General features: G+C 59.1%; 10 protein-coding genes. 7 read left to right on the top strand and 3 right to left on the bottom strand.

Features of this window, described 5'->3' with window-relative positions; translation table 11 throughout:
- Positions 1 to 6 precede the first annotated feature (6 nt).
- Entirely contained in the window at positions 7 to 1191 is a 1185-nt protein-coding gene (locus tag KVG95_RS10235) for an acetyl-CoA C-acyltransferase family protein (protein WP_217856153.1), read from the bottom strand.
- 131 nt (positions 1192 to 1322) lie between these two features.
- Between KVG95_RS10235 and KVG95_RS10230 the strand changes: the two genes are divergently transcribed.
- From KVG95_RS10230 to KVG95_RS10205, 7 genes are all read left to right on the top strand, one after another.
- Positions 1323 to 2339, top strand: coding sequence for an AraC family transcriptional regulator (locus KVG95_RS10230; RefSeq protein ID WP_217856151.1), 1017 nt, complete (start codon positions 1323 to 1325; stop codon positions 2337 to 2339).
- Between the two features lie 515 nt (positions 2340 to 2854).
- Positions 2855 to 4258: an MFS transporter gene (locus KVG95_RS10225; protein WP_217856149.1), complete on the top strand. Its 1404-nt coding sequence runs from the start codon at positions 2855 to 2857 to the stop codon at positions 4256 to 4258.
- Between the two features lie 416 nt (positions 4259 to 4674).
- Positions 4675 to 6459: a type I secretion system permease/ATPase gene (locus KVG95_RS10220; RefSeq protein ID WP_217856503.1), complete on the top strand. Its 1785-nt coding sequence runs from the start codon at positions 4675 to 4677 to the stop codon at positions 6457 to 6459.
- Complete coding sequence (locus KVG95_RS10215; RefSeq protein ID WP_217856147.1) at positions 6440 to 7753, top strand: HlyD family type I secretion periplasmic adaptor subunit; 1314 nt, start codon at positions 6440 to 6442, stop codon at positions 7751 to 7753. Before KVG95_RS10220 ends, KVG95_RS10215 begins: the two co-directional genes overlap by 20 nt.
- A gap of 2 nt (positions 7754 to 7755) precedes the next feature.
- A complete protein-coding gene (locus KVG95_RS10210; RefSeq protein WP_217856145.1) occupies positions 7756 to 9135 on the top strand; it encodes a TolC family outer membrane protein in 1380 nt (459 codons plus the stop codon).
- Positions 9136 to 9601: 466 nt separating this feature from the next.
- Positions 9602 to 9724, top strand: coding sequence for a hypothetical protein (locus tag KVG95_RS30025; protein ID WP_264082251.1), 123 nt, complete (start codon positions 9602 to 9604; stop codon positions 9722 to 9724).
- A 118-nt stretch (positions 9725 to 9842) separates the two neighbouring features.
- Complete coding sequence (locus tag KVG95_RS10205; protein WP_123722444.1) at positions 9843 to 10586, top strand: response regulator transcription factor; 744 nt, start codon at positions 9843 to 9845, stop codon at positions 10584 to 10586.
- A 161-nt stretch (positions 10587 to 10747) separates the two neighbouring features.
- Here KVG95_RS10205 and KVG95_RS29745 read toward each other — a convergent pair whose 3' ends face one another.
- Together KVG95_RS29745 and KVG95_RS10190 are read right to left on the bottom strand one after the other, a co-directional pair.
- Complete coding sequence (locus KVG95_RS29745; RefSeq protein WP_225922979.1) at positions 10748 to 16702, bottom strand: DUF5801 repeats-in-toxin domain-containing protein; 5955 nt, start codon at positions 16700 to 16702, stop codon at positions 10748 to 10750.
- A gap of 249 nt (positions 16703 to 16951) precedes the next feature.
- Entirely contained in the window at positions 16952 to 19663 is a 2712-nt protein-coding gene (locus tag KVG95_RS10190) for a DUF5801 repeats-in-toxin domain-containing protein (RefSeq protein ID WP_217856143.1), read from the bottom strand.
- Between the last annotated feature and the right edge of the window lie 303 nt (positions 19664 to 19966).

The raw sequence follows: 19966 nt of genomic DNA, 5'->3' as shown, positions 1-19966 counted from the left end.
TCCTTATCAAACCCGTTCGAACAACACGGCGATGCCTTGGCCGCCGCCGATGCACATGGTCGCCAGGGCATACCGGCCTTGGCAGCGATGCAGTTCGTGAATCGCCTTGGTCGCGATGATCGCGCCAGTGGCGCCCACCGGATGGCCCAGCGAGATGCCCGAACCGTTGGGGTTGACCTTCTGCGGATCGAAGCCCAGTTCTTGCGCTACGGCACAGGCTTGGGCCGCGAAGGCTTCGTTGGACTCGATCACATCAAGGTCGGCAACGGTCAGGCCGGCGCGCTTGAGCACCAGACGGGTGGCGGGAATCGGTCCCAGCCCCATCATCGAAGGTTCCACGCCGGCGTGGGCATAACCCACCAGTCGGGCCATTGGCTTGAGGCCTTGTTCCTGAACAGTTTGGCCCGTGGCCATGATCAGTGCACCGGCACCATCATTGAGGCCAGATGCGTTGCCGGCGGTGACGCTACCGTCCTTTTTGAAGGCGGGTTTCATGCGGCTCAATTGCTCGACGTTGACCTCGGCCCGTACATGCTCATCCGTCGCAAACGAAACCGTCCCTTTGCGGGTCGCTATTTCGATCGGCACGATCTGCCCGGCAAAACGCCCTTCGGCAATCGCTCGGGCAGCACGCTGCTGGCTGAGAAGCGCCAATTCATCCTGGGTCTGGCGCGTGATGCCATAGTGCTCGGCGATATTTTCAGCGGTGATACCCATATGGAAACCGGCAAACGGGTCTTGCAGGGCCCCAAGCATGTAGTCGACGGCCTGCATGTCGCCCATGCGTGCGCCCCAGCGCGCCTGCGGCAACAAGTACGCGCCTCGGCTCATGGACTCGACGCCACCTGCCAGCGCAGCGCCCGCATCCCCCAGCATCAAACTTTGCGCGGCACTGACAATCGCCTGCAAACCGGAACCGCAAAGGCGATTGACGTTGAAGGCAGGTGTCTCTTTCGTCAGGCCGGCATTCATCGCTACGACCCGAGAGATGTAGGCATCGCGTGCCTCGGTCGGGATCACATGTCCCATCACCGCATGGCCGATATGCTCGGGCGCCAGGCCTGATCGTTCAATAGCGGCGCGGCAAACGTCGGTTGCCAACTGAATAGGCGGCACATCCTTGAGTGAACCGCCAAAGCTGCCAATGGCAGAACGGACGGCGCTCACTACAAAAATATCGGAATGGTTCATGTTGGCTCTCTGAATAGGTCTTTTTTGTTGAGCACGAGTCTAGAATCAGCAGCGCCACAGGCCTATGCCAAAACTGTTCAAGGGTGATGGCGTTTTTTGCCATATTCAGATGTGACGAGAGAGGCATTCAAATGCGGGAAACGGATTCAGTGGCGGTTTACTTCATGTACCCCATGATCCATGCGCTACGTGAGGAACCGCAGCGCCTGCGGACAGTACTTGAGCAGGTGGGAATTGATCCGGCACTGATGGATCAGCCGACGGCACGGGTGCCGGCCACGGCTTTCGCCGCGTTGTGGCTGGTGCAGATTCGTGAGTTGAACGACGAATTTTTCCGGTTGGACTCCCATGGAATGCCACCAGGCAGTTTTGCCTTGATCTGTCGGGCATTGATTCAGGAACCGACACTGGAAAAAGCCATGCTTCAGTGCCTGGCCAATTTCGCTCTGTTCCTGCGTGATTTTCGCGGCACGTTGAGTGTGCGTGGCAAGCGTGCGGTCATCAGCTTGCAGACCTGTTCGCAGAACAGTGAGGTCAGCCGGTTGGGCGAAGAAACGTTTCTGGTGTTGATGATCAGTCTGCTGTGCTGGCTGGGCGGGCGGCGTATTCCTATCGATCGTGCGGACTTTCGTCATCAGCGTTTGTCGCTGCGTGATGATGCCATGCTCTGGGGCCCCAACCTGACCTTCGGCACCGAACGCACCGAAATCGAGTTCGCCAGTCACTACCTGCGGTTGCCGGTGGTTCAAGACCTTGCCTCGCTGAAAGTGTTTTTACGCACCGCCCCGCAATGGCTGGTGATCCGTTTCCGCAACCAGCATGGGATGGCGTCGCAGGTTCATCAGCGCTTGCGCCACAGCCATTACAGCGAATGGCCGACCTTGCAGGCCTTCGCCCAGGAGCAGCACCTGAGCCCCAGCACCTTTCGCCGGAAACTGGGACGCGAAGGCTGTTCGTATCAGGAAATCAAGGATGAAGTGCGGCGCGCGGTGGCGTTTGAACGGTTGCGCCAGAGCAAGGCGAGCATCAGCGATATTGCCGAACAGTTGGGATTTCAGGAGCCGAGCGCGTTCCATCGGGCATTCAAGAAGTGGACGGGGGAGAGCCCGGGGCGGTATCGGGCGCGGTTTCAGGAGGGTTCTGAATAAGCCCTGCTCGATAGGTCACGGCAAGACTTTATCAGCCCCGAAAAAGTAGTTTTTCAGTGCCGAGCCGTGCAAGGAAGGAGCGCAGATCGCCGCAGATTGGGTTCGGTGATCATATGACTATGGTTGAGCAAGATACCTGGCGTCACACCGGGAGAGTTGGAAGCTCGCCGACCCACATAGCCCTGGTTATCTGGATTAAATCAGAATCTAGGCGAGTGACCTTTGAGACAGACGGCCATTTCTCAGATTGACAGCGCGGTATTGGAGTCGATATAAAAAGCACAGTTGTACGACGACAGACGATTTATCGACTGCTCAACCCTAAAAATAAAAAAGTGTCGGCCCCATCATGAATTCATCCCGTTTACCCATCTCCCTAAACGCCCATTCCAAAGCTGCGATCTTGGCTGCTTGCCTTGGCGCGGCCTCAACGCGTTTCGACGATGCTCTAAGACCCAATTGATCTCGTTTAAAACCGAGAGATCATCACCCTAATCCAACAATAAAGTGATGCCATGAATCTGAACGAGCCCATCAATGCTCAGCGAGTCGGCCAGGCCGTCGGCAAATATCGCTGGACGATCTGCGCGCTGTTGTTTTTTGCCACCACCGTCAATTACCTCGACCGCCAGGTATTGAGTCTGTTGGCGCCGGACCTATCGACGCAATTTGGCTGGAGTAATAGCGATTACGCGAACATCGCCTCGGTCTTTCAGTTTGTCTACGCGATTTCCATGCTGTTTGCCGGCCGGGTGGTCGACAAGATCGGCACTAAGACCGCCTATGTGGTGGCGATCTGCATCTGGTCGACTGGCGCGATCATGCACGCCTTCGCGGTGCCGTTGGGTGAGGGGATTGGTGCCGTGTTCAGCGCGTTCGGCATTGCCATGATTCCGGTTTCGATCGCAGGTTTCATGGTGTCGCGCGCCGTGCTGGCGATAGGCGAAGCGGGAAACTTCCCGATTGCAATCAAGGCCACCGCAGAATATTTCCCGAAGAAAGAGCGTTCCTTTGCCACCGGCATTTTCAACTCCGGTGCCAATGTGGGCGCGATCCTGGCGCCGATCTGCGTGCCGCTGATCGCCAGCCTATGGGGCTGGGAAGCGGCTTTCATCGTGATCGGTATGTTGGGCTTCGTTTGGGTGGGTGTATGGATTGCACTGTACGAGAAGCCGGAGCAGCAAAAACGCCTCTCGGCGCAGGAACTGGCCTACATCCGCAGCGATCAGGTCGTGCAGGTGGTCACCCGCCCGGTACCGGGTGTCGCCGATAAGAAAGTATCGTGGTTCAAATTGCTGACCTACCGTCAGACTTGGGCTTTTGCTTTCGGTAAATTCATGACCGACGGTGTGTGGTGGTTCTTCCTGTTCTGGCTTCCCACCTATCTATCGGCGCAATACGGCATGAAAGGCGAGGCCATCGTGATGCCGCTGGCCGTGTTGTACAGCATGACCATGGTCGGCAGTATCGGCGGCGGCTGGTTCCCCAGCTATTTCATGTCACGCGGCGATGCGCCGTATGACGGTCGCATGAAAGCCATGCTGGTGATCGCTTTCTTCCCGCTGCTGGTGTTACTGGCGCAGCCATTGGGTTACATCAGTTTCTGGGTGCCGGTGCTGTTGATTGGCGTGGGCGCATCGGCGCACCAGGCATGGTCGTGCAATATTTTCACCACCGTGTCGGACATGTTTCCGCAAAAATCCATCGCTTCGGTGGTCGGTATTGGCGGTTTGGCCGGCGGCTTGGGCGGTGTAGTGATGACCAAGATCGGGGGTTGGGTGATCGATCACTACAAGCTGATCGGTGATATTCATACCGGCTACATGATCATGTTTGCTATCTGTGCGTTGGCTTATCTGGTGGCATGGAGTGTCATGAAGGCGCTGGTACCTCGCCATAAGGAAATCACCGATCTGTAAATGACTAGCCCCCGTCAGTCAGCGAGCGCTACGCACTGCGATGGATTTTGTCGCAGTGCGTGGGCTTGACTGCCTTCCTCTGAGCCTCTGCCACCCGGTGAACATGTTGATTTGGTCGACGAAGTACGGCCTGTCGGTGCCGACCATCGGATTGCCATAAGTGAAGGAGGGCGCACGACCAAAGCAGCGCTTGCCTGGAAATCCTGCTATTTAGCCAGTAACCCTGCACCAGAAACCTCTCATCAGCCCGCGATAAGGGCGACAGCTCGTCATAGCGCATCCTGGCCTCGTCGCCGATAGCTTGGCGCTCCTCACCGCCGGGTCGTTGCAGGGGGAGGTGATCCGGCCGATGGCTACACACAGTCGTTCGGCATGATCTAAGCTCCAAAAGATGGTTTTTGCGAGCAGGGGTTTCAATGCGAAGCACACCTGAAAACAGCCTGAAAAATGCGTTGAAAGCCTGTAGAGATAGTTTTATTTCTGTTGGTTTTTTCAGCTTTTTCATCAACGCGCTCATGCTCGTGCCTACCTTCTATATGCTTCAGGTGTATGGGCGAGTGATGGCCAGCGGAAGCCTGACAACCCTGGCAATGCTGACGCTTATCATGACCGGGCTGATTATCACGCTCGGTTCCCTGGAGTGGATTCGTTCGCGCATCATGGTTCGGGTCAGTACCCGACTGGATGTGTTGCTCAGTCGCCAAGTCTATAAGGCCAGTTTCAAACGGGCTCTGGACAGTGGCGGCATGGATGCCTCGGCCCAGTCGCTCAACGACTTGACGGGCTTGAGACAGTTTCTCTCCGGTAACGGTTTGTTCGCCTTTTTCGATGCGCCCTGGTTGCCTATCTATATCGCCGTGATGTTTATGTTTCATCCCTGGTTTGGCTGGGTAGCGACGGGCAGTGCGCTGCTGTTGTTATTGCTCGCGTTTATCAATGAGAGGCTGACGGGGCCGGCGCTGGCCCAAGCGAACAAGGAACATATTGGCGCGACGCTCTACACCACGAAAAATCTGCGCAACGCTGAAGTCATCGAATCCATGGGCATGCTTGAAACCCTTATGGACCGATGGGGACTTCGTCAAAGAAACGTTCTGTTGCTGCAGGCCGAGGCGAGCGACAGAGGCGCCATAATCAGCACGCTTTCCAAGACCTTCCGGATCCTGGTGCAATCACTGATCCTTGGCCTGGGGGCGTACCTGGCCGTGGACCATCAAGTGGGGGCTGGCCTGGTGTTTGCCGGGGCCGTGCTGCTAGGGCGCGCATTGGCCCCCATCGATCTGATCATCGGCAGTTGGCGGGGCTTTATTGCGGCCCGCTCGCAATACCGCCGTCTCAACGACATCCTCGACAAACAACAGGCTCAGCCCGAGCGTATGTCATTGCCGGCGCCTCAGGGGCACGTGCAGGTGGAGAGTCTGGTTGTTGCGGCACCTGGCTCGAAAACGCCGATCATCAACAACATAAGTTTCAGCGTACCTGCCGGCTGCGTTGTCGGCATCATCGGTCCAAGTGCCGCGGGCAAGTCCACCCTGGCCAGGGCACTGATGGGGGTATGGGTGCCGCTGCATGGTGTGGTCCGGCTCGATGGCGCGGACATCAGCGCGTGGGACAAACATGAACTTGGGCCGCATATAGGTTACTTGCCCCAGGACATTGAACTGTTCGAAGGCAGTATCAGCGAGAACATTGCCCGCTTCACCGAGGTCGACTCGGCGAAAGTCATTCAGGCTGCCAGGACCGCTGGCGTTCACGAAATGATTTTGCAGTTGCCCGATGGCTACGACACCGTCATTGGCAGTGAGGGCCTCATGCTGTCGGGAGGGCAGCGCCAGCGCATCGGGCTGGCCCGTGCCCTGTATGGCAGCCCGCGACTGATTATTCTCGACGAGCCCAATTCCAATCTTGACGAAGTCGGTGATCGTGCCCTGGTGGCTGCCATTCAGCAGCTCAAGCAGACCGGCGCGACCCTGTTCGTCATTACTCACCGAACCAACATCGTGTCGCAACTTGACCGACTCATGGTGATGAACGCAGGGGTTATCAGTCTCTACGGGCCACGCGAGCAGGTGCTCGCCGAACTCAACGCGCAGAGACAACAGGCGCAAAAGCACGCCATGTCGGCAGGCGCCAGCATGGCTTCGGTCAAAACCAGCAAGGGCGATGCCGATGAACCCTACGATGCCCAGTCGTCAAATTGAAAGCTTCGCCGGCCTGCCGATATCTGATCGTAAAGCACGCCGCCTGGGCATTGGTATTGTAGGGGTGACCTTCGGCCTGTTCGGCACTTGGGCGGCGCTCGCGCCCCTCGACGGTGCCGCTTACGCGCCGGGAGTGGTCACCGTGCAGACTTACCGCAAAACGGTCCAGCACCCTGAAGGGGGCATCGTCAAAGCGGTACTGGTCCATGACGGTGACATCGTCAAGCGCGGTGATCCGCTGATCATTCTTGATGATGCCCAGTTGCGCTTCGAATACGAGATAACCCGAGGCCAGCTGGTTGCGACCAGAGCCATGGAGGCAAGGCTCAGAGCCGAGCGCGACACACTGTCGGCGATCAGCTTTGGGGAGATAGCCGATTCCGAGAGTCTGCGAGGAGTGGAAGCGCGTCAGGGCGAGACCCAGGTATTCAACGCCCGGCAGGGCTCGCGGCTGGGCCAGATCTCGGTGTTGCGCGAGCGCATTGGCCAGTTGAATCAACAGATCAAGGGGCTGGAGGCGATGATTGGCGCCAAGGTTCATCTGGAGAAATCCTACAGCGGTGAAATCGTTGAATTGACCGACCTGCTCAAGCAAGGGTTCGTTGACAAACAACGTCTGCTCGAGCAGGAACGCAAGCTGGGGATGCTCAGGTCGGAGGTGGCTGATCACCGTTCAGCTATCAACAAGACTCGTCTGCAGATCAACGAAACACAGCTGCAGATTCTGCAAATCGACAAGGATTTCAGTACCGAGGTGGTCAAGGAGCTGGCCGAGGTGCAGACCAGGATGTACGACCTGCAAGAGAAAACCTCCTCCCTGGAAGACCGGCTCAGTCGTATCGTCATCCGCGCACCCGACGCGGGCATGGTGATTGGCATGACAGTGCACACCATTGGGGGGGTCGTGAGCCCGGCGACGCCGCTGCTGGATATCGTGCCCTCGGTTTCCGAGCTGGTCATAGAGGCCCAGGTGGCGCCGGTGGATATTGATCGTGTCGCCATCGGCAAGCGTGCCGATATCCGTTTCGGCGCGTTCAATAGCTCGACCACTCCGGTGATCGAAGGCGAGGTCAGCAGCGTATCGGCTGACCGGCTGGTCAACGAAAAGGCCGGGACGGCCTATTACCTGGCGCGGGTGCGGGTAACCGAGGAGGGTGCGCGCACCTTGGGTGAGCGCAAGTTGTTGCCGGGGATGCCGGCGGACGTATTGATCATCACCGGGCAACGCACGTTGTTGCAGTACTTGATGCAGCCGGCTCGCGATGCCATGGCTCAATCGATGATCGAGGAATAACCATGAACGCATCGGCAGTTCTGCTGGGCGGTGCGTTCATGCTTGCAGCGGGAGCCGCCCTGGCGCAAACCCCAGCAGCCACGCCAACCGGGGTCAGCGCCTCGACGTTTTCCACCGACCTCATGCAGTTGTATCGTGAGTCACGGCTGGAGGATCCGCGGGTGTTGGCCTCCTATGCGCAAGCGCAGGCGGGTAAGGAACATCAGCGCGAGGCTATGGGTGCGCTGTTCCCGCAAGTATCGCTCAACGCCGGGAACAATCGGATTCATCAGGAGAGCGACTTGGTGCAGCGCAGTTACGACAGCGAGAACTACAGCCTGGTGCTGCGTCAGTACCTCTACAACAAGGCCGCGTGGGAGAACTACCAAAAATTCAAAAGTCTGGCCAAGCAGTCCGAATCGCAAGCGCTGGACGCCCAGGCCGAAGCCACGGTGGACTTGGCGCAGCGTTACTTCACCGCGTTGGCGGCCGAAGATGAACTGGAGTTGGTGAAAGCGGAGCGTCGAACCACGCAAAAGAGTCTGGACCGAGTCAATGCGTTGTACGAAAAGCAGCTGGCAATGATTACTGATCAGCTCGACCTCAAGGCCCGGGTAGATTTGCTGGCGGCGCAGGAGCTGGATGCCCAGAACCAGGCCAGTATCAGTCGCGAGGCACTGGCGGAGATCGTCGGCCGGCCGGTCAAGGAAAAGCTCAACCGGATTCGCGATGACGTGCAACTGCGGGTTTCAGCGCAGAGCCTGGAAACCTGGGTCCGCGACGGTATAGCGCTAAACCCGGCGCTCAAGGCCAACGAGAGCAGTGTGGAAGCCGCGGGCGCAGCGTTGCGTAGCGGCAAGGGCGGGCACTATCCGACCCTGAGCCTTACGCTGAGCGCGCAGCAGACCAACGAGGGCTACAACAATACCCTGCAGCCGCGCACCGACAGTTATGTCGCCGGTATCGGCGTGCAGGTGCCGCTGTACAGCGGCGGCTCGACCTCGGCGCGGGTCCGTGGGCTTTACCAGGATCAGATTACCGCTGAGCAGGAGCTGGAAGCGATCCGGCGCCGGGTGGTCAAGGAGATCACCAGCGCTTACCTGACCGCCAATTCGAGCGGAGAAAAAATCAATGCGAGCCGCAATGCCCTGGCCTCGGCACAGCTGTCCAGAGTGGCGGCAGAGAAAGCCCTCGATTACGGAATGGTCAATGCCGTCGATGTACTGACCAGCGTACGCAACGAATTCCGGGCTCGTCGTGACCTGCTCAAGGCGCAATACGAGTTCGTCACAAATGTCCTTACTCTCAATCGCTGGGCGGGAAAGCCGCCTGCCGAGGGTGTCGAAAGCGTTAATGCCTGGTTGAGTCCCGGCAGCTCTAGCCAAAGCCTCACATCCCACTGATTCTGCCGCACTATCGATCCCCGTCCCGACTTGCGCCCTCATTTGGACCATAACCTCCAGCAGTTCAGGTGTTGGTTGCTATGTGTTGTCGCCAGAAAATCGAGCACCGCAGTCATGTGGCTACCCAAGCGCACTTGGTAGGTAAAACCAGCGGCAAGACCTGGAACTGCAAGCATTTTCATGGATCGAGGAGGCGAGTCTCGCCGATAAATTGACGCCAGTGTTACGGTTGTTCTTGTACGCAAACCATTTGTCGGTTAATTGACGATTTTGATCGCGGTCAGACGTTGGTCGGAGGTCGCCCTTGGCGCTCATAAACCATTGAATTTATAGGGAGTATTTATCCTTTTAAACATCGGCCGAACGACTTGCATCAGGCTTGAATCGACGACTGGCGGATGTGCAGGCTGGCAGCGCCTTGGGCTGGCCTAGACTCAGTTGAACAGCTCGAGGGAGCACATCAATCATGCGCAAGCTATTGATGATTATTCCTATTTATGTTGCCTCGATGGCTTTGCCCGGTTTTTGGAAACGCCTGCAGTCTCTGTCGGTGAAGCCAGTGGAAGTGTTGCCCGAGTGGGCACGGTGAAGGCCTGCCAGCGTTCGCATCTGTCCTTCGATCACGGTGGTCAGGTGAGCGAGCTGCTGACCCAGGAAGGCCAAGGGAGGGAGGTCAGAGTTAATTCTTCAAGGGAGTCAGGAAAGTAATGACGACCCACAGAAAAACAATACGCGTGATGCTGATCGATTGTCGTCCCCTCGTTCTCATGGGCCTTCAAGATTTGATCAATGCCAGGAAGCCTCAGATGGAAGTGAGCGGCCAGGCCACCACCTATACCAATGCGCTGGATCTTGCCGATCAGTTGCGTCCCAATGTGATTTTTTTCAGTTTCTTTCCAGATGCGCTGAACCCACTGGAGGTCGTTGCGGGGCTCACCCGCAACGCCGAAATGAAAGTGCTGGTGCTCAAGGGCCTGTACGAAGCCGTCCCCGTTGCCCAGGCAATAGAGGCGGGCGCACGGGGTATCGTGCTGGCGGAAGATCCGACGGAATCGATCATCCAGGCCATCATCACGGTCCACCACCGCGACACCGGAAAGGATAGAGCCTGGGCCGGTGGGCTTTCCGGCTATTCCGCGACTGAGCATATACACTTGAAATGCAATCTGGAGCAGGCGAAACAGGCGCGGCTGACGCTGCGCGAGAGGGAACTTATTCGCGCCATTGTGGGGGATCCGTCCGCCAAATACATGAGCATCGCCGGGCGCCTGGGCATCAGTGAACACACCGTGCACAACCACCTCAGCAACATTTATCAAAAGCTTAATCTGATCAACCGTATCGATTTGCTGATGTATGCGCTGAAGCACGGGCTCACCAACAACGAAAAGCCACCCGAGTCCTCGTGGGTGGAACTGGATTTGGTTTCACGTCAAAAAAAGACGCTCTGACATCCTCTGGCGCGCCTGGGCCGACAACTGTATCGCCGTCCTTGTCGGTGGCTTGCCAATGGGTACCCAGGTTGATGCGATCGTGCGGATCTCCTATTGGAACTGCAAAAAAAAATGCGAGGGTGGCTTTCGCCACCCTCGCATCTTTTTACGCGCGTTTCTCAGACGCTGCCGTAAACAATGTCGCTACTCAGAAGATCGACCCCGACCAAGGTGATGGTCGTGACTTGTCCGCCCGTTTCGGCAACCGTCACGATGCTGTCTGCACCGCTGATGTCGATCGATTGGACAACCGCGCTCTGGTCGCCGTTGAGCACCAGGGCGTCTCGCAGGTTTGCGCTCGCATCGAAGCCAGTGACCTGGTACAGGTTCTCATCGACTGACAAATCGATGTTGAAGGCATCACGCTCACCGCCTGTGCCCACCAGCGAGAAGTCGAAGAGGGCATCCTCCGAGTCGTTGGCGAACAGGTTGGCGTCGAAGGTACTCGTCGCCGAGTCCCCATCCTTGTCCGTCAGCGTCGCGTTGAACGTCAGCTGGACATCGCTGGCCAGGCTCTCGCTCTCCTGAATGAACTGGATCGTCGGGATCTTGATCTCGCCTCGGGCCATCGTGAGCTGAACAGCGTCAATCAGATTCGTGCCATCGCTCTCAATGAGGAAGGATACCTGTCCGCCTGCCTCCGGAGTCAGGGTGTTCACTTCGATGAGGTTCGAGAACGTACCATCCTCGTAGTAGGCCCTGTAGTACAGGTCCTCGGTCGCCGTGTTGTAACCTCCCACGGAGTTGTCGATGAAGACCCTCATGCCCGTCAGCAGGCTCTCCGGATTGACGACGAAACTTTCGTCGTCAACGCCGATTGCCGCCAGGTTGTCTCCCTGGAACAGGTTGTTGGCGACGCCGATGCCGGCCGTGCTGACGTTCATGGCCGACGGGTCGATGTACGAGGGCAGGGGGTTGGTCTGTATCTGGGCTTCGGTGGGGTCGGGTTCCCCAAGGCCGATACCGGTCAGGATGTCCGAAGTGGACGCAAGTGCCTTCGCGGAAAAGAACACAACCTCCTCAGATGGCGAAGGGATAGTCGGCGGATCCTGCTCCGGAATTAACAAGGTGCGCACGGGATCCGGGCCGCCGGCACCGAGCGCGCCGTCGGCAGTGCTGAGCACGATCTCCGAACGGAAGCCTTGCACCAGATCCAGTGCATAGCGGCCATCGGCATAGGCGGTCAGCGTGTAGTCGACGCTGGTATCCGCGGTTGCGGCGTTGTTGTCGAAATCACCCGTCAACGTCCCTGCGAATTGGTACGCGCCATTGCCGTCCGGTGAGGGCGACTGCTCGGTGAGCGTGGCGGTCCCGGTGGTGGTCGTGTTGTCTGGCCTGACGAGGGTGAACTGGCTATTCACAGAGATATCCAGACCAGCCGCACCCAACCCGTCGGCGCCCGCCGAATTGTCCCAGAACCCGAATTGCGGCAGAACGCTACCGGTGCCGATCAGGTTACCGAATGCAAGCGATGGACCGTCGTCCTTGAATATCAGGTTCTGTCCGATGTTGAGGGTCGCCTGGACGCTATCGCCGTCCTTGTCGGTTGCGGTCCCTATCAGCGTCACCAGGTTGTCCGCCGACAGCGTCGTCGAATCATCTGGATTGGTGGCGTCGGGATGCACCACTGCGCGGAGCTGGTCGAGCGTAACGTCACCATTGGCGGCGACGCTGGCCGTGAACACCAGTAGGTTGGTCGTGGCCGTGCGGCCTTCCACCACGCCACCGTTGAGTGACAGGTTGACTGCCTCGCCGGTGGCCGTGTCGGTCAGCCCGGAGGCTCCCGCCACCACGCCCAGCGCATAGGTCAGCGTACCCGCGCCATCAGCGCCAAACGCCGAGTTGAAGTTGGCGGCAAAGTTCTGGGTGGCGTCGGTGGCCAGCACCGTTTCGTCTACCGTCAGCGTTGGCTCGGTGCCGGTGGTGCTGATGCTTGGCCCGTCGTCCTTGAACACCAGATTCTGGCCAATGTTGAGGGTCGCCTGGACGCTATCGCCGTCGCCATCAGTGGTGGTCGCCGTCAGCGTCACCAGGTTGTCCGCCGACAGCGTCGTCGAATCATCTGGATTGGTGGCGTCGGGATGCACCACTGCGCGGAGCTGGTCGAGCGTGACGTCACCATTAGCGGCGACGCTGGCCGTGAACACCAGCAGGCCGGTCGTGGCCGTGCGGCCTTCGACCACTGTGCCGTTGAGCGACAGGTTGACTGCCTCGCCGGTGGCCGTGTCGGTCAACCCGGAGGCCCCCGCTACCACGCCCAGCGCATAGGTCAGCGTACCCGCGCCATCAGCGCCAAACGCTGAGTTGAAGTTGGCGGCAAAGTTCTGCGTGGCGTCGGTCGCCAGGAATGTTTCGTCCACCGTCAGCGTCGGCTCCTCGCCAGTGGCGCTGATGCTCGGTCCGTCGTCCTTGAACACCAGATTCTGCCCAATGTTGAGCGTCGCCTGAACGCTGTCACCGTCGCCATCGGTTGTGGTTGCCGTCAGCGTCACCAGATTGTCCGCCGACAGCGTCGTCGAATCATCGGGATCGGTGGCATCGGGATGTACCACTGCGCGGAGCTGGTCGAGCGTGACGTCACCATTAACGGCGACGCTGGCCGTGAACACCAGCAGGCCGGTCGTGGCCGTGCGGCCTTCGACCACTGTGCCGTTGAGCGACAGGTTGACCGCCTCGCCCGTGGCCGTGTCGGTCAGCCCGGAGGCCCCCGGTACCACGCCCAGCGCATAGGTCAATGTACCCGGGCCATCGGCGCCGAACGCCGAGTTGAAATTGGCGGCAAAGTTCTGGGTGGCGTCGGTGGTCAGGACTGTTTCGTCCACCGTCAGCGTCGGCTCCTCGCCGGAGGCGCTGATGCTTGGTCCGTCATCCTCGAACACCAGGTTTTGCCCGATGTTGAGCGTTGCCTGAACGCTATCGCCGTCGCCATCGGTGACGGTCGCCGTCAGCGTCACCAGGTTATCCGCCGACAGCGTCGTCGAATCATCGGGGTCGGTGGCATCGGGATGCACCACTGCACGGAGCTGGTCGAGCGTGACGTCACCATTAGCGGCGACGCTGACCGTGAACACCAGCAGGCTGGTCGTGGCTGTGCGGCCTTCCACCACGCCACCGTTGACCGACAGGTTGACCGCCTCGCCCGTGGCCGTGTCGGTCAACCCGGAGGCCCCTGCCACCACGCCCAACGCATAGGTCTGCGTGCCGGCGCCATCAGCGCCAAACGCCGAGTTGAAGTTGGCGGTAAAGTTCTGCGTGGCGTTGGTTGCCAGCACCGTTTCGTCTACCGTCAGCGTTGGCTCCTCGCCGGTGGTGCTGATGCTCGGTCCGTCGTCCTTGAACACCAGGTTCTGCCCAATGTTGAGCGTTGCCTGAACGCTGTCGCCGTCACCATCGGTGGTGGTCGCCGTCAGCGTCACCAGATTGTCCGCCGACAGCGTCGTCGAATCATCGGGATCGGTGGCATCGGGATGCACCACTGCGCGGAGCTGGTCGAGCGTGACGTCGCCATTAGCGGCGACGCTGGCTGTGAACACCAGCAGGTTGGAGGTGGCCGTGCGGCCTTCTACCACGCCACCATTGAGCGAAAGATTGACTGCCTCGCCCGTGGCCGTGTCGGTCAGCCCGGAGGCCCCCGGCATCACGCCCAGCGCATAGGTCAGCGTACCTGGGCCATCAGCGCCAAACGCCGAGCTAAAGTTGGCGGCAAAGTTCTGCGTGGCGTCGGTCGCCAGCACCGTTTCGTCTACCGTCAGCGTCGGCTCCTCGCCGGTGGTGGTGATGCTCGGGCCGTCATCCTTGAACACCAGGTTTTGCCCGATGTTGAGGGTCGCCTGAACGCTATCGCCGTCCTTGTCGGTCACGGTTGCCGTCAGCGTCACCAGATTGTCCGCCGACAGCGTCGTCGAGTCATCGGGATCGGTGGCATCGGGATGCACTACTGCGCGGAGCTGGTCGAGCGTGACGTCACCATTAGCGGCGACGCTGGCCGTGAACACCAGCAGGTTGGTCGTGGCCGTGCGGCCTTCGACCACTGTGCCGTTGAGCGACAGGTTGACTGCCTCGCCGGTGGCCGTGTCGGTCAACCCGGAGGCCCCCGCTACCACGCCCAGCGCATAGGTCAGCGTACCCGCGCCATCAGCGCCAAACGCTGAGTTGAAGTTGGCGGCAAAGTTCTGTGTGGCGTCGGTCGCCAGTACCGTTTCGTCTACCGTCAGCGTTGGCTCCTCGCCACTGGCGGTGATGCTCGGGCCGTCATCCTTGAACACCAGGTTTTGTCCGATGTTGAGCGTTGCCTGAACGCTGTCGCCGTCGCCATCGGTTGTGGTCGCCGTCAGCGTCACCAGATTGTCCGCCGACAGCGTCGTCGAATCATCGGGATTGGTGGCATCGGGATGCACCACCGCCCGAATCTGATCGAGCGTAACGTCGCCATTGGCGGCCACGCTAACCGTGAACACCAGCAGGCCGGTCGTGGCCGTGCGGCCTTCGACCACTGTGCCGTTGAGCGACAGGTTGACTGCCTCGCCCGTGGCCGTGTCGGTCAGCCCTGAGGCCCCCGGTACCACGCCCAGCGCATAGGTCAGCGTACCCGGGCCATCAGCGCCAAACGCCGAGCTGAAGTTGGCGGCGAAGTTCTGTGTGGCGTCGGTCGCCAGCACCGTTTCGTCTACCGTCAGCGCCGGCTCGCTGCCGGTGATGCTGATGCTCGGGCCGTCGTCCTCGAAGATCATCTTGGAGCCGATTTCGGCGATCGAAGTAGAGGCTTGGCGCAGCGTGAAGCCGCCGATATCAAAATCGGCGTGGTCATTGCCTCTGGCGTCAATGGCCGCCCCGTTCTCGATGAGCACGCGGTTGTGGTTCGACGTTGTGGTGTATTCAATCTGGTAACCGGCCAAGACGCCGGTGATGGTTGCAACCCCGGCAGCAGAAAAGCTGATGGTAATCGCCGGATCATTCACTGTTCCGTCTGAATTCTCGATCACTAGCCCGGTGCTATTGTTGATGACGCGAACATTGGTGATGGCAACCGGCGTATCGTTCGCATAGCCGTTGATGAAGTTCACGCCAGGTTCAGCAGCGGTACTGAATGCGCTGATTTTTACCACGGCACTCTTGCCGCTTTGCAATTGCACGACGTCGAAATTGGCCGAGGTCGTATTGTAGACGCTGGTAAAGTCGATGTTGGACTCAACGTCTGCTTCGGTCTGACTAAGGTTGGGAACGGTCACATCCTGCCTGGCGCCTGTGACGAACGAAAAGCGGATGCCTTCCTGTTCCACAATCATCTGATTGTTGGTGCCGATGGTGGTCGAGCCACCCCCCTGGCTGGTATTGACCGTGTCGCCAGTATTTATATTGGCACCGCTTGACTGGTCTGCGGGGTCCTTACCGGTGGCGATGATGGTGGGATCCGTGATCCGCACGACACCATTGACAGTTTCAGTTGTCGGGTTCGCTTTCGTGAACATCAGGAACAGGTTCTGACCGGAGGGCGCACCGGCAAGACTGAAATCCAGGTCCTGAGTGGCTCCGATGAACACCTTATCCAGCAGATTGAGCGAATCATCGGGGTTCGTAGCATCTGGGTGCTTGAGGGGTTGGTACTCCACGGTCCAGATCTTGCCGCCGGTGACCGGTGATCCGGTTTCTTCAATGTAGGCAGCGAACACGATCGCGCCATCCGCGCCCCCGGCTCGGCCCAGAAGGATGTTGTTGTTCGTGTCCGTATAGAGAAGGATGCTGGTGCCATCAAGGGTGTCCAGTCCGCTGTCCACGCCATTGAGGGGGGCGCCAGCGCTGTCGACGAAGCGGATATCGGTAATGCTTCCGCCGCCGTTGATGGTGAACGCATTGCTGCCCGTGTTGCCCGCGACACCGGTGTAGCCACTCAAGGCCGCACCCGTTGCGGTACCTGCTCCAAGTGCGGTCAAACGGGTAGAGAAGGAAGAGGGCAGGGATGCCACCAGAATGTCGTTGTCGTCAGCGTCTCCTGCAGGGGTTGGCGTGGCGGTGGCGTTCTGTAACCCGGCCGTTTCGTCTAGCACAACGTCCTCGCCGGTGATTGCAATAGCCATGATATTTCTCCCGAGCAATTGCGGTCATTGAGGTCTGACCATTGACCTCTACAACTATGACCAAGCGCCGGGAATTGCGCATCGGCCGAAACTCCCAAGCGGGGTGGGAGTTTCGGCCTAGTCGTACTCGTAGGTGGTCTGCTGCAGGGTGCCCAGGGTGATGCGAGCGTGCGGATCTCCTATTGAAACTGCAAAAAACAATGCGAGAGTGGCTTGCGCCACCCTCGCATTTTTCACGCACGCGACGCCTCAGACGCTGCCGATAACGATGTCGTTGCTAGTCAGAAGATCAACCCCGACCAAGGTGATGGTCGTGACGTCTCCGCCCGTTTCGGTAACCGTCACGATGCTGTCTGTGCCGGTGTTGTCGATCTGGACATCAGCAGTCTGGTCGCCGTTGAGTACCAAGGTGTCTCGCAGGTTTGCGTCCGCATCGAAGCCGGTAATCTGGTACAGGTTCTCATCGAATGACAAGTCGACGTTGAAGGCATCAAGCTCACCGTCCGTGCCCACCAGCGTGTAGTCGAAGGCGCCAGTCAAGTCGTTGGCGAACAGGTTGGCGTCAAACGTACTTGATGCCGAGTCCCCATCCCTGTCCGTCACCGTCGCGTTGAACGACAGCTGGATATCGCTGGCCAGGCTTTCAGTCTCCTGAATGAACTGGATCACCGGGATCTTGATGTCGCCTCGGCCCATCGTAAGCTGAACAGCATCGATCAGCAGCGAGCCCTCCTGTTCAATGAGGAAGGACACCTGTCCACGGGGCTCTGGCGTCAGGGTGTTCACCTCGATGAGGTCCGAAGTTGAGCCGTCCTCGTAGTAGATCCTGTAGTACAGGTCCTCGGTCGCTGTGTTGTAACCCGCCACGGAGTTGTCGATGAAGACCTTCATGGCCGTCAGCAGGGTTTCCGGATTGACGACGAAACTTTCATCGGTACCGCCGATTGCCACCAGGTTGTCTCCCTGGAGGACGTTATTGGCGACGCCGATGCCGGACGTGCTGACGTTCATGGCCCTCGGGTCGATGTACGAGGGCAGGGGATTGGTCTGTAGCTGGGCTTCGGTGGGGTCGGGTGCTCCAAGCCCGATACCGGTCAGGATGTCCGAAGTCGACGCAGTTGTTTTTACGGAAAAGAACACAACCTCCTCAGATGCCGAAGGAATAGTCGGGTCATTCGTATCTGGAATTAACAATGTGCGCACCGGGTCCGGACCGCCGGCAGCGAGCGAGCCATCGGCACTGCTGAGCACGACCGTTGAACTGAAACCTTGCACCAGATCCAGTACATAGCTGCCATCGTCAAAGGCGCTCAGCGTGTAGTCGATGGTGGTATCCGCCGTGTCGGCGTTGTTGTCGAAATCGCCGGTCAACGTCCCGGCGAATTGGTACGCGCCATTGCCGTCCGGTGAGGGCGATTGCTCGGTGAGTGTGGCGGTCCCGGTCGTGGTGGTGTTGTCTGGCCTGACGAGGGTGAACGGGTTATTCACCGAAATATCCAGACCGTTCGTATCCAGCCCGTCGGCGCCGGCTGAATGACTCCAGTAGCCGGTTTGCGGCAGGACGCTACCGGTCCCGATCAGGTTGCCGAAGGCGAGTGCTGGGCCGTCATCTTCGAAGATGATCTTGGAGCCGATTTCGGCGGTCGTAACAGCAGTTTGGAGCAGTGTGAAACCACCGATGTCAAAATCGGCGTGGGTATTGCCCCTGGCGTCGAGGGCCGCCCCGTTCTCGACGAGCACGCGGTTGTGATCCGAGGCTGTGGTGTATTCAATCTGGTAGCCGGCCAAAACGCCGGTGACGGTTGCAACCCCACCAGAAAAGGTGATGCCAATGGCCGGATCATTCACCGATCCGTCTGAATTCTCGATCACCACCCCGGCGCTGTTGAAGACGCGAACGTTGGTGATGGCAACCGGCGTATCGTTCGCATAGCCGTTGATGAAGTTCACGCCAGGTTCAGCAGCGGTGCTGAATGCGCTGATTTTTACCACTGCACTCTTGCCGCTTTGCAACTGCACGACGTCGAAGCTGGCCTTTTTCGCATTGACGACGTCGGTAAAGTCGATGTTGGACTCAACATCTGCTTCGGTCGGACTAAGGTTGGGAATGGTCACATCCTGCCTGGCACCCGTGACGAACGAAAAGCGGATGCCATCCTGTTCCGTAATCATCTGACTGTTGGTGCCGAAGGTGGTCGGGTTAGCCGCCTGGCTGGTAATGATCGTGTCGCCAGTGTTTATATTGGCGCCGCTTGACTCGTCTGCGGGGTCCTTACCGGTGGCGATGATGGTGGGATCCGTGATCCGCAGAACACCACCGACGTCGACTACTGTCGGGTTCGCCTTCGTGAACATCAGGAAGAGGTTCGCCCCGGAGGGCACACCGGCCAGACTGAATTCCAGGTCCTGACTGGTTCCGACGAATACCTTATCCAGCAGATTGAGCGCATCATCGGGGTTCGTATCATCTGGATGCTGGAGCGGTTGGTACTCCACGGTCCAGATCTTGCCGCCGGAGACCGGCGATCCGGTTTCTTCGATATAGGCCGCGAACACGATCGCGCCGGTTGCGCTCCCGGCTCGGCCCAGGAGAATGTTGTTGTTCGTATCTGTATAGAGAAGGATGCTGGTGCCATCGAGGGTAAACAGTCCGCTGTCCGCGCCATCAAGCGGTGCGCCAGCGCTGTCGACGAAGCTGATATCGGTAATGCTTCCTCCGCCGGTGATGGTGAACGCATTGCTGCCCGTGTTGCCCACAGCACCGTTATAGCCACTCAAGGCCGCACCTGTTGCGGTACCTGCCGCAAGTGCGGTCAAACGGGTAGAGAAGGAAGAGGGCAGGGACGCCACCAGAATGTCGTTGTCGTCAGCGTCTCCCGGAGGGGCTGGAGTGGCGGTGGCGTTCTGTAACCCGGCCGTTTCGTCCAGCGAAACGTCCACGCCAGTGATTCCAATAGCCATGATTTTCTCCTGAGCATGCGGTCATCGAGGCCTGACCGTTGACCTTGGCCGTCACTATGGATAAGCCCCGGGGATTGCGCATCGGCCGATACTCCCAAGCGGAATGGGAGTTTCAGACTACTTGGATGGGGGAACAGCACGAGGGCGTGAAGGAACGGTGCCGCCTATTCCGTTTGTGAATGAGGACATGCCGCAAGGCTCGTCTGGCCTTGGCTCAGGGACCGCAGTGGCCCAATAAAAAAACGGCCTGACCCCTTGTGGGAGCCAAGCCGTCCTGTCTCGCGCGTTTACTCTTCTTAGCGG

It is taken from the genome of Pseudomonas farris, assembly GCF_019145235.1.
In the GTDB taxonomy this organism is placed as follows: Bacteria; Pseudomonadota; Gammaproteobacteria; order Pseudomonadales; family Pseudomonadaceae; genus Aquipseudomonas; species Aquipseudomonas farris.
This window is presented reverse-complemented; position numbering and strand designations above follow the sequence as displayed.

Coding starts and splice junctions, on each gene's coding strand:
- KVG95_RS10235 (WP_217856153.1), bottom strand. CDS start 1,191: ATGAACCATTCCGATATTTTTGTAGTGAGCGCCGTCCGTTCTGCCATT.
- KVG95_RS10230 (WP_217856151.1), top strand. CDS start 1,323: ATGCGGGAAACGGATTCAGTGGCGGTTTACTTCATGTACCCCATGATC.
- KVG95_RS10225 (WP_217856149.1), top strand. CDS start 2,855: ATGAATCTGAACGAGCCCATCAATGCTCAGCGAGTCGGCCAGGCCGTC.
- KVG95_RS10220 (WP_217856503.1), top strand. CDS start 4,675: ATGCGAAGCACACCTGAAAACAGCCTGAAAAATGCGTTGAAAGCCTGT.
- KVG95_RS10215 (WP_217856147.1), top strand. CDS start 6,440: ATGCCCAGTCGTCAAATTGAAAGCTTCGCCGGCCTGCCGATATCTGAT.
- KVG95_RS10210 (WP_217856145.1), top strand. CDS start 7,756: ATGAACGCATCGGCAGTTCTGCTGGGCGGTGCGTTCATGCTTGCAGCG.
- KVG95_RS30025 (WP_264082251.1), top strand. CDS start 9,602: ATGCGCAAGCTATTGATGATTATTCCTATTTATGTTGCCTCGATGGCT.
- KVG95_RS10205 (WP_123722444.1), top strand. CDS start 9,843: ATGACGACCCACAGAAAAACAATACGCGTGATGCTGATCGATTGTCGT.
- KVG95_RS29745 (WP_225922979.1), bottom strand. CDS start 16,702: ATGGCTATTGCAATCACCGGCGAGGACGTTGTGCTAGACGAAACGGCC.
- KVG95_RS10190 (WP_217856143.1), bottom strand. CDS start 19,663: ATGGCTATTGGAATCACTGGCGTGGACGTTTCGCTGGACGAAACGGCC.